At 46.5% G+C, this 10,981-nt stretch carries 8 protein-coding genes; 7 read left to right on the top strand and 1 reads right to left on the bottom strand.

Features of this window, described 5'->3' with window-relative positions; all coding sequences use genetic code 11:
- The 7 genes from QUB35_RS36730 to QUB35_RS36760 form a co-directional block, all read left to right on the top strand.
- Positions 1–1,830: hypothetical protein (locus tag QUB35_RS36730; RefSeq protein WP_333147663.1), on the top strand; the 1,830-nt coding region annotated here is incomplete at its 5' end.
- A gap of 109 nt (positions 1,831–1,939) precedes the next feature.
- Positions 1,940–2,743, top strand: coding sequence for a hypothetical protein (locus QUB35_RS36735; protein ID WP_333147665.1), 804 nt, complete (start codon positions 1,940–1,942; stop codon positions 2,741–2,743).
- Between the two features lie 590 nt (positions 2,744–3,333).
- Positions 3,334–5,676: an ATP-binding protein gene (locus QUB35_RS36740; RefSeq protein WP_333147667.1), complete on the top strand. Its 2,343-nt coding sequence runs from the start codon at positions 3,334–3,336 to the stop codon at positions 5,674–5,676.
- A gap of 244 nt (positions 5,677–5,920) precedes the next feature.
- Complete coding sequence (locus QUB35_RS36745) at positions 5,921–6,676, top strand: ParA family protein (RefSeq protein WP_333147669.1); 756 nt, start codon at positions 5,921–5,923, stop codon at positions 6,674–6,676.
- Positions 6,673–7,614 (top strand): ParB/RepB/Spo0J family partition protein, encoded by a 942-nt coding sequence (locus QUB35_RS36750; RefSeq protein WP_333147671.1) that lies wholly within the window; start codon positions 6,673–6,675, stop codon positions 7,612–7,614. The genes QUB35_RS36745 and QUB35_RS36750 overlap by 4 nt, the downstream gene beginning before the upstream one ends.
- Positions 7,615–7,988: 374 nt before the next feature.
- Positions 7,989–8,939 carry a hypothetical protein gene (locus QUB35_RS36755; RefSeq protein ID WP_333147673.1) on the top strand — a complete coding sequence of 317 codons (951 nt, stop codon included), beginning with the start codon at positions 7,989–7,991 and terminating at the stop codon, positions 8,937–8,939.
- Complete coding sequence (locus tag QUB35_RS36760; protein WP_333147675.1) at positions 8,936–9,685, top strand: HIRAN domain-containing protein; 750 nt, start codon at positions 8,936–8,938, stop codon at positions 9,683–9,685. The genes QUB35_RS36755 and QUB35_RS36760 overlap by 4 nt, the downstream gene beginning before the upstream one ends.
- Positions 9,686–10,067: 382 nt before the next feature.
- Here the strand turns inward: QUB35_RS36760 and QUB35_RS36765 are convergent, their stop codons facing one another.
- Positions 10,068–10,796, bottom strand: coding sequence for a hypothetical protein (locus QUB35_RS36765; protein WP_333054911.1), 729 nt, complete (start codon positions 10,794–10,796; stop codon positions 10,068–10,070).
- Positions 10,797–10,981: the final 185 nt, after the last annotated feature.

The following is a 10,981-nucleotide window of genomic DNA, read 5'->3' on the forward strand; positions in this document are numbered from 1 at the left end:
AACTTCATTGCTAATTTCGACCCCAATGCACCCCTAACACTTGAAACTCAATATCAACTCGCTCAAGATGAGGAAAGACCACTGCCCCCGCCTGTTTCCGAAAGAGGCGTTCCTAGAGCAGTGACAATACTGCTATTGACTGGTGGAATACTATTGCTAGGACTGCTGATTTGGCAATTTATCAAGCCTAAATCACCTCGCGAACCTATCGCACAATCAACACCAAAAGAAAGCTCTTCTGGCACCATTAAAGATGAAAAACCGGAGTTGCTGGCTAAATTAGCTTACCAAGACCAACAAAAACTGTTAGCCGAAAAACCGCAAAAAACCGCAAAACCCAAAACAGAACCGTCGCCCAAACCGTCAAGAACCCCACGAACTCCGCGAACTCCGCGTCTAGTCGCTACCCGGAGCGCTGCACCGCCACCTACTCCTCTACGCGAACCCCTACCCGCACCCCGAACAGTAGTGCGGACGGTAACAGTACCTGCACCCATACCGCAAAGAACACCCGCGCCCCCACCAGCCCCCATACCCAAACCGTTAATACCCCCACCTTTAATTCCAACTCCAACAGAAGAAAAAATCGACCCGTTTGAGCGGTGGAACCAACTCGCTCAACTCGGACAAATTAGGGGAAATTTTGACCCTAACCGAATAGCGAATGCCGTGAGTGCAACACCAAGCACTCCAGCGACAACAAGTGCTACCGCCGCCGCTCTGACAAAGCCAGCTCCCACAACTGAATTCCTAACAGTCAATGTCGGCAACCAAAAGTCGCAACCCTCATACGTTTCTTTCGAGCAAATCCCACAAGAATTATATAACCGCCCAAATAACGTCAGCGAGGAAAGGCTACACCCGGAGTTTCCCCCAGCAGAGGACAGCCTCGAAACCACTGATAACTCCCAAAACTCGACTAACCAATTAACTCCGGCTGCCCTTTCCCCCCAAACAAGTTCCGATTCTACCGATAGCCCAATCGAGACTGCGGCTCGACTGAGCGCTCGCCGAACGTCCTTGCCTGATACAGAATTTCAAACCCTTTCCCCAGAAACTGCTCCAGAGGCTTCTGCCTTAACAAATTCCCCAACTCTGGAACAAGTAAACTCCCTAGGGGCAAAAGGCATTCTCAACCGCACGCCCCAAAGTTCCTCAACCTCCCAAACAGCTCAGGTTCCCCTTGGAACCACAGCCAACGGCGTAGTTTCGGTTCCCCTGCTGTGGGATGAAGGCTCAGGCAAACAGCTTTACGACAAATTTGCCGTCACTCTCACAGCCGACGTAACGGCAACTGACGGCTCTATTGCCTTTCCTGCCGGCACAGTTGTCATTGTCAAAGCCAACACCGTCAGCAAAACCAATCGCATGGTACAAGCTAGTGCTGTAGCGCTCGTCTACTCTGATAGAAACGGTCAGATTAAACAGCAGCCCATTCCAGAAGGCGCAATTTTGATTGCAGGAGAGGGCGGACAGCCGCTGATTGCTTCAGGCTACTTCGACCCAGGTTCAGATATTGCCGGACAGGATATCCTTACCGCAGTGCTGTCGGGAGTTGGACGAGTCGGTCAAGTGTTCGCAGACCCTAAAGTCAGGAGCTCTAGCAGTATTAGCGGTAGGTTTGGGAGCAGTACAACCACCGTTGAAAGTCGAGACCCCCAAATTTGGTCAGCCGTCCTCGATGGCTTCTTCAGCCCCCTGGCAAAACGGATGGAAAGCCGCTCAGATAGAGCAACTGAAGAACTTTTAAACCGCCCCAATGTAGCTGTGGTTAATAAAGGAACCCCGGTTTCTATTACTGTTAACAGCTTTCTCAACATTTACCGATAACCAAACCGTCGGTAAACGGTTAAGTCGCCCCAACGCGACTGCGGCGATTAGTAAAGGAAATCCCCGTTTCTACTGTCAACAATTTTCTCCACATCAACGAATAACTGCCATGACGAATCGCATCCAATCCCCAAGAATGCTTTCCCTCGGAGGGCTTTTGTTCACAGCAGTGTTCGCTACTGCAAGCTACCCCAACTGTGCTTTTGCTCAATCAAGAGTAACAGGCTATCAAACTGTGGGTCGAGATATTGCCGTCAATAGTGCGATCGATATTTTAGTCTATCCCGGTCGCGCGAGTGCGATCGACTTCAGTTCAACCGACGAAGCTCTGGCCTACGTTTTAATTGCCGACCCCTCAAAAATAGTTTTCAGCACCGATGCACAGTTGGCAAGCGGCCAAGCCAAAACTGTTTTCTTGCGTCCCATTCAAGCGCTCAATTTTCCGGGAGCTACCACAGCTACCATCACTAACCTTTCAATCAAAACTGTAGATTCAAAAGGGAAACAGCGACTTTACAACTTCAACATCGTTCCTACCAACAAAGAACCAGAACACTTAGGAATTCGCATCGCTCCCGTCACGCCAAGAATGGAGCCGACTGTGAACGTTGATAGAGGTCGCGCCCCCGCAGTATCAGATGTCGAAAAAGGATTGCTGATTGCCATTCAAAAAGGCTACACAGCAGCCAACGACCCAGTAGTCTACAGCGTGCGGCAATTTTTAGCTCTGGTAAGAAATCAGAATCTATCGGCGGCAGATGCTGCTGCACGAGCCGGAGTAGACTTGTCTGTGATTGTCGAGCTGAGCCGCATTGCACGAGAAGAATTGAACTACCCTGGAACAAGATTTCAACAGCGACAACCGCCAACAGCCCGAACTACTCGGCTTCTTAAAAGTCGCTCTGCTTTTTGATTGGAGCCGGAGCTGCGGGAATAGGTAACGGGAATGGGGAATGGGGAGTAGGGAATAGGGAGTGGGAGAGAATTTGACTGACTGTCTCCTAACTTCCTATTACCCATCCGATTATCGAAAAGTTGAGATGCGAATCCTCTCCTCAATACTGCCCGCGCTGAGTCAGGTTGGAGCCTGTGTCACTAACCGCTCGCTCTGAGAACTTATGGCTTTTGACTGATTCTGATTGCTTTGAAGCTGCGCTATTAATAATAGCAATTAGTGAAACAGCATAATGAGAGTGAGCAGGGATGGTGAGTGAGAGGGGATAACTCTTTTACTTCCTACTCAACGCAAAGCTGAGTTATCAGTTTTGAAAAGACATCTTAAATAGGTATTTTTTGAACGGTTCGGCAGTAATACTTTCTCGGAAGAACGTTTTTTCCCTCATTCGCACTCCCTTTTTTTAACCAATGTTCCGCCCAAAAAGCTCAGTTCAAAAAAAGTCTGCCCTCCCGCTGCGCGTTGTGCTTACAGTCCCCAACGCTCTCCTGATTTCGACTTTACTATGTCTGACCGGATGGCTTTCTTTTCAAACAGGGCGGCAGACAATGAATGACTTAGTTGCACAGCTATTGGGAGAAGCAACGAGCCGCATCTCTGACCGCCTTGACAACTACTTAAAAGAAGGGGTTGGGGTTGGGAAAGGAGAAGGGACTTATAAAAAAATGCAAACTGGTTCGGTAAACCAACTTCGCCCAAGTCAAACAGCCGGAGTCACAATCAAACCAAATGGGAAAAGAAATGGGTCAGACTCTCCAAAAACAATATTGCCTCAACAAAAAACAAATCCTGCTTTTCCCACCCCAACCTCAACATTCAACTTGCACGATTTCCACATCAGCCCTAACTGTCAAGCCTTTATCTTAGACCGTTCGGGACACTTAGTTGCTTGGAACGAGGTAACTGAACTAAAACCGTCTATTTCTGTTGACTCCCAGCAGCGAATTCGCGCCCAAGCTCTGCAACAAAAAGTAATCCAGCTTTCCACAGAGTATTTGCTTAAACATTATGGCAGCCTCGCTGCTATTAACAGCAGCCAAAATCTTAACTTTACTGCCAGCAACTCATTATACTTGCTGCAAGTCAGACCTTTTGAAAACTCGAAAGGCTTAAATTGGCTGATTGTGGCAGTTGTACCCGAAACGGACTTCACGGAAAAAGTTCAGGCCAATACTCGCAACACTATTTTGCTCGTGCTGCTGGCTTTGATTCTTTCTATCTGCCTTTTGCTGTCCATTTCCCTAAGAATAGAACAGCGGCTGCTGCGGTTAATTTCGGCAACAGAGGCGATAGCTGGCGGCGACTTCGACTCAACAGTTTCAGGTAGCGGCGTTGCCGAACTCGAAGCCCTAGCCTGTGCTTTCGAGCGCATGAATTGCCAGTTAAAAGCATCTCGCCAGCGGCTAGAAGAATATTCCGGCGATTTAAAGCGGCAAGTTGCACAGACAACGAAGGAACTAAAACAAGCTAAAATTGCCGCCGAAAGCGCCAATCGCGCTAAAAGTACCTTTCTGGCTAACATGAGCCACGAATTGAGAACGCCTCTGAATGCGATTATCGGTTTTGCTCACTTGCTTGTGAACTCTAAAAAAACTGCACCGGAACAGCAGTCGAGTTTAGATATTATCAATCGCAGTGGCGAGCATTTGTTGAAACTAATCAACGATATTTTGTCGCTGTCCAAAATTGAAGCAGGTCAAATCACCCTCGAAGAAACTGCTGTTGACTTGTACAGTTTGCTCAAGGACATAGAACGGATGTTCCAACTCAAAGCTCAGTCGTCGGGATTGCAACTTGTTTTTGAACTCCGGAAAGATGTACCGCAATACGTCCGAACTGATGAAAGCAAGCTGCGCCAAGTTTTGATTAATCTGTTGGGTAATGCTGTTAAATTTACTGAGGCGGGTAGGGTGAAGCTGACTGTAAAATGCCTTCAGCCGCTGGCAAAAAAACCGTTACCCAAATTCTTTCTCCAGTTCTCAGTGAAGGATACAGGTCCTGGTATTGCGCCTGACGAGCTTAGCAGTTTGTTCAAGCCGTTCGTGCAAACAGCAACTGGCAGGAAATCACAAACGGGAACGGGCTTGGGATTGCCCATCAGCCGCTCTTTCGTCAAGCTGATGGGTGGCGATATCAAGGTCAAAAGTTCTGTGGGGAAAGGAACGGTTTTCAGTTTTTACATTAAAGTGAGTCGTGCAACACAGAGCGAAGTCCGTGACATCCAGCCTCAAAAACAAGTGAATGGACTGGCACCCAACCAACAAAATTATCGCATTCTGGTAGCGGACGATGAGTCTGCAAATCGGTTGCTACTAACTCAGATATTGAAGTCAGCCGGCTTTCTTTTGTGGTTTGCGGATAACGGAACTGAGGCTGTTAAATTGTGGCAAAAGTACAAGCCGGATTTAATTTGGATGGATTTGAAAATGCCGCTTTTAGACGGCTTTCAAGCTGCTCGAAAAATTCGTTCTCTGCCTGACGGCTCCAATACAAAAATTATTGCTTTGAGCGCTAATGCGTTTGTTGAAACCAAGAAACTCGCTTTGTCGAATGGCTTCGATGACTTTGTTGCCAAACCGTTCCGAGAAACAGTAATTTTTGAGAAGATGGCGCTTCATTTGGGAGTTCGCTATATCTATGAAGAGGAGTCGTCTAGGAAGTCCGAACAGGATGAGCCTGTTATGCAACTGACTCCTGAGTCGCTATCTGTGTTGCCGAGGGAGTTGATTGAGAAACTTTATAAAGCAGCAGCTTGTGGAGATGAGCAAGCGGTAAGGCTGTTGATTGAGCGAATTCCCCTGTCGCAGAAGCCTCTTGCTGTGGCTCTGACTAAATTAGTTGACAATATGAGTTTAGATATTATCAGCGATTTGACTCAACACTACCTTTGAACGAACCCCACCCAAATCCAAGATTATGGGTAGGGACTGCGCTGAACATCTCTAGTTCAATGATAACTGCGATAGTTCAATGCTAACTGCGATAGTTCAATGCTAACTGCGATAGTTCAATGCTAACTGCGATCGCAGTTTTCAGAGGCGGTTCTCAAAGTTATTTCAAAGATTAGCCTAGAATAAGCCGCAGTCCACTAATATTGTTGTTGAATCAACACGTTTATTGCGTGCTTAAAAATAGATGAGCAAAATTATTGCGCTGTTCAACCAGTCAGGCGGTGTCTCCAAAACCAGTTTGACAATGAATTTAGGCTACCATTTGGCGAGGCGGAAGCAAAAAGTCTTGTTAGTAGATATGGACCCCCAAGCCTCACTTACCACCTTCATGGGCTTGGAGCCATCTGAGTTACAGGAGACTGTCTACGAGTCTATTATGAACGGTTCTGACGCGGCGCTCCGCAAAAACCTTCACAACATGGACTTGCTCCCTTCTAATATTAATTTGAGCGGAGCAGAGCTGGAACTGGTGGTGGCTGACATGAGAGATAGTCGGCTAAAAGAAGTCATTGACCCCCTTAGCTCGAACTATGACTTCATATTGATAGACTGCCCTCCTTCGCTAGGCATCCTATCCTATATCAGTCTAGTTGCCTCCACTCACGTCTTAATTCCGATTCAGACTGAATATAAAGCTCTCAAAGGAACAGAATTGCTGTTGCAAACCATTGCTCGCGTCAGGAAACGCGCTAATCGGAAATTGCAGATTGCTGGAGTGATTCCGACGCTGTACGATACCCGTACTGTACAGGCCTTTCAAAGTTTGCAGTCAATTACTACTTCTCTGGAGAAGATTGGTGCGATTTACCCTGCCGTGCCTCGGACTGTCGCTTTCGCCGATGCGTCACAGCAACACGTACCTCTGGCCGTGTACAATCCAAAACATCCAGCCGTCGCCGTACTCGATACTATTGCACAAGGACTCTTAGCTCTGGCATGAATCAAAAGCGCGACAGTCAGCCTTATCAAATCAAAGGGGTTGAGGCTCTATTAGGAACCAGCGACAGCGAAGATGCCGCATCCTCCCTAGTCTCCATAGACACAATTGTCTTGCCCCAGCAGCAGCCACGCCGCTATTTCGATCCGACAGCTATGCAAGAACTGGTGGAGTCAGTCAAGCAGCTAGGGATTCTGCAACCGCTCCTGGTACGCCCAATAGATGGCAACAAGTACGAATTGGTAGCGGGAGAACGGCGCTATCGAGCCGCTTCGTCGTTAGGTTTGACTGAGATTCCTGTTGTGATTCGGGAACTGACAGACACAGAGGCTCTGCAAATTGCACTGCTGGAGAACTTGCAGCGGGAAGATTTGAATGCGATTGAGGAAACTGAGGGAATTCTGCAATTGCTGGCAATGAAATTGAACTCTACCTCTTCGTCAGTTATTGCTTTGCTCGGAGCAGCCGCGCACCCGGAACGCGCCGGTGTGGATAACGTTATCCACAGCTCGGAGTGGGAAATAGTAAGCGATATATTTGCACTCGTCGGGAAGTACACTCCAGAGAGTTTCCGAACCAATCGCCTCCCGTTGCTGAACCTGCCAGATGATGTGATTGGAGCGCTGCGGAAAGGACAGATTGAGTATACTAAAGCCAGAGCGATCGCCCGAGTTAAGGATAGCTCAGAGCGCTCCCAATTGTTAGAAGAGGCGATCGCTCTCGACCTCTCTCTGACCCAAATCAAACAGCGCATTGCCGATTTAAAAGCCCAAAATACAGGGGAGGCGACTGCACCGGATCGCTCGCTTAAAAGTCGCGTAGATACAGCTTTGCAGCGAGTGAAAAAGTCTAAGGTTTGGGATGACCCCAAAAAGCAAAAGAAACTAGAGAAGCTGTTAGCTGAACTGGAAGCTTTGGTGGGTGAGGGATTGGAAAAATGAAGCGGATTTTAAAGTAAAACAACAGAAGCCTACACTGTGCCTTGCGGGTACAATGTAGGCTTCTGTTGTTTTAGGAAAACTCCAAAAACGCTCTAAATTCCTTGGGCTGAACACGCCTTTGAGGCGGTTTTTATGGGTTTAAAGCGAACGACCTCAAAAAAGAGCTTTTCGAGGCGTAAGGTTGCTGCAATCCGATCGGCTGCTGGTGTCCGATCGCTACAATATGTCAAATGGGTTCTATAGCAGTCGTCATACTGCTATAGACAAGGTAGGGTTCATGAATGACCCCTACCAGACTTTGTGTTCTAACCGACGAAAGCGGTTGCTATATTTGTGAACTGCGAGTGCGGCGCAAGAAATAGGTTGAACAATTTATGCCTGATGAATTTCCCATCATTATTGTCACCCCTCAAGCTTACGAACTCTCCAAGACTGAGGCAATGGGAAGCAAGTATAAGTTTTGGTTTGAACACCCAGAACTCGGCCGCTGCCTGTACAAACAAGCAAGACTTGATTTAGGCGAAGATTGGGCAGAAAAAGTGGCCTCCGAATTGTGCGAATTACTGGGAATTCCTCATGCTAATTATGAACTGGCTGCCACGAGTGAGGGGAATCTCGGTGTAGTCTCTTCTTACTTTTTGCCTAACGGTGGCACCCTCGTTCACGGTAACGAACTTCTTACTCCCATCGTGCCAAATTACCCCACCTTTGCAACCTACAACCTGTCACAACATACAATTGATCTAGTGTTGAGAATTATCTCTGATGAATCTGTGAACTTACCCATTGGTTGGACAGTACCCAGTGGCATCCAAAAAGCTGTAGAAGTGTTTGTCGGCTATCTTCTGTTAGATGCGTGGATTGGCAATGGCGATCGCCACCACGAAAACTGGGGTGTGGTCCGAAATAAGGCAGTGTCTACCACATCTGAAACAGCACACCTAGCGTCGGCTACATCTGAAACAGCACACCTAGCACCCACTTACGATCACGCTTCTAGCTTAGGCCGTGATCTCTCTGATGAACAAAGGCAAAAACGCCCAGTAGAAACTTATGCTAACAAATGTTTCTCAGCGTTTTATGGCAGCGTTGATGACAAAAAGCCCCTCAAAACTGTTGATGTATTTGACTGCGCTGCACGTCGCTATCCGAATGCAGCGCATATATGGCTTGAGCGACTTGAAATTATCTCAAAGGCGAATATAGTGGATATTTTTAATCGAATTCCTAACACTCGTATCTCACTGATTGCAGCCGAGTTTGCCCAAAAAATTCTTGAATTCAATCAACACAGACTGCTTAACTTGAGGAAAACGCTACCGTGAAAACACACTCAACACTTTTTTTGGCTTGGCAAGATCCAAACAGCCGTTCCTGGTTTCCCATTGGCAGGCTAACATTTGACGGAACCAACTACCAATTTACCTACACGCAAGCCGTTTTAGAAGCTCAACAGAAGTGCGGTTTTGAACCCTTGCCCTCGTTTCCGCGCTTAGGTGAAGTATATACATCAACCTACTTATTTCCCGTCTTTGCTAATCGGTTGATGCCGAAAAATCGCCCCGATTACTCAATTTTTTTTCACTGGCTAAATCTGACTCAACATGAAAGCGATCCAATTGCCATGTTAGCCCGCAGCGGTGGACGGCGAGAAACAGATACTCTAACTGTTTTTCCCATTCCTGAGCCAGATTCAGAAGGGCGGTATCGCCTTCACTTTTTCTTGCACGGACTGCGGTATTTGCCACAGGGTGCAATTGAGCGCATTAACCGCTTAGAGACAGGAGAAAAGTTGTGGTTAGCTCACGAATTTCAAAATCATTATGATTCTAAAGCCTTGACTTTAAATACAGAAGACCACTACATTGTCGGGTATTGTCCGCGATATTTGAAGAGTGAGATTTTTGAACTTGTCTTGAGGAATCCTAGTTTTGTAGAAGTGCGTGTAGAGCGAGTAAATCAACCGCCAACACCGTTTCAGTTTCGCCTGCTGTGTAATATAACTACTCAATGCTATAATGACTTCCGCCCATTTTCAAGTCATGAATATCAGCCGCTCAGCAGCTCTTAGGTACTGGAAAACCCTTGCAACTTCGAGTTAGACTCCTCTTGGCAAAGTTGAGCCAAACATTCATCACTGCAAGTCGCTCAGGAGCCTTTTCGCAATCCGGCTTGCTCGATCGGCGCTTTCTTCCCCAATCCGGTCTCACCGGAGTGCTACTGAAGTGGGGACTTATAGCAATTTAGTATCAATTGCTACATTCTGCACCAAATATCCGAGAGAGCCCAACTGCTAAAAGCCGATCAACTGCTTGCGAGCGATCGCCCTCAAGATCTCAAAGCGGTTCTATACTGGGCTTTTTTCTTGTTGGTGCAAAGATTCGGCTTCTTCACGAAGTTGGGCAAGCGCTTCTTCGGATAAGTTTTCAAGCATTGAATTTAGCTGCTTTTTATTACCATTTTCGGGGCGGCTGGTGGCGAGAGATTGTGTCGGCATCAAGCGAGGATTCGTGCTGTAAAAAATCTTCAAATAGCTGAAAAAATGTATCAAGCGCTTGGGATTCATCTTCTGAATAAAAAAGGATAATTCGCGCCCAAGACCGGGTAGATTGCTGGTTAAATTGCTTTTCTATCCAGTCTTGAAATTCGGCAAATTCTTGTTCCTGTTCAGTAACAGGAATTCCGAGTTGGCGACAGGCACAAGTGTAACCATCTAAAAAAGCTTGCAGACTAAAGATAGAACGCTTGCCGAGATAAAGGGCGGGTCTAGCTTTAATTTTATCTAAAAGCTGATAAAAATTGTTGTCTGCTGTAATTGAAGGTGTAGCTTGAGGATTTTTCCAGGTAGATTCTTTGAGGGAGGGGGGTTCTGAGGGTTTTTCTCCTTGGTTAAATTCTGCAAGTAGTTCAAAAAAGTAATTGAAGGCTTCTCTATCATTGATGCAGAAAAGTTGAATGATGTTTGCCCAAGAGTTAACGGTTTTGACTTTTAATTTTTTCTGAATCCAAGGTTGAAAGTCTCGATAAAACTCCTGTTCTTCTGAAGTGATTGTGATGCGTAAATCTCGCTTTGCTATTTTGTAGCCATTTAAAAACATGAACAGATGAGGCAGGGAAGTTTGTCTTAAACATTTCGTGGGTTGATTTTTGATTTCTGCTAGAATGTCATAGAGTTGACTCATTTGATTGACCTTCGTTTTGGTTAAAAGTTGTACTATCAAATTCTGTAATAATGTATTCTCCGCTAAGGGATTGAAAGTCGTTTAGCCAATGTTCGCGGGTTATTCCTGTAACTGATAAATATCTAAACTAGCAAAAATACACGCGAGAGTTGCGAACATCAGGAAAGATTCTATACACAAACTCA

It is taken from the genome of Microcoleus sp. B13-B6 (genome assembly GCF_036705405.1).
GTDB lineage: Bacteria > Cyanobacteriota > Cyanobacteriia > Cyanobacteriales > Microcoleaceae > Microcoleus.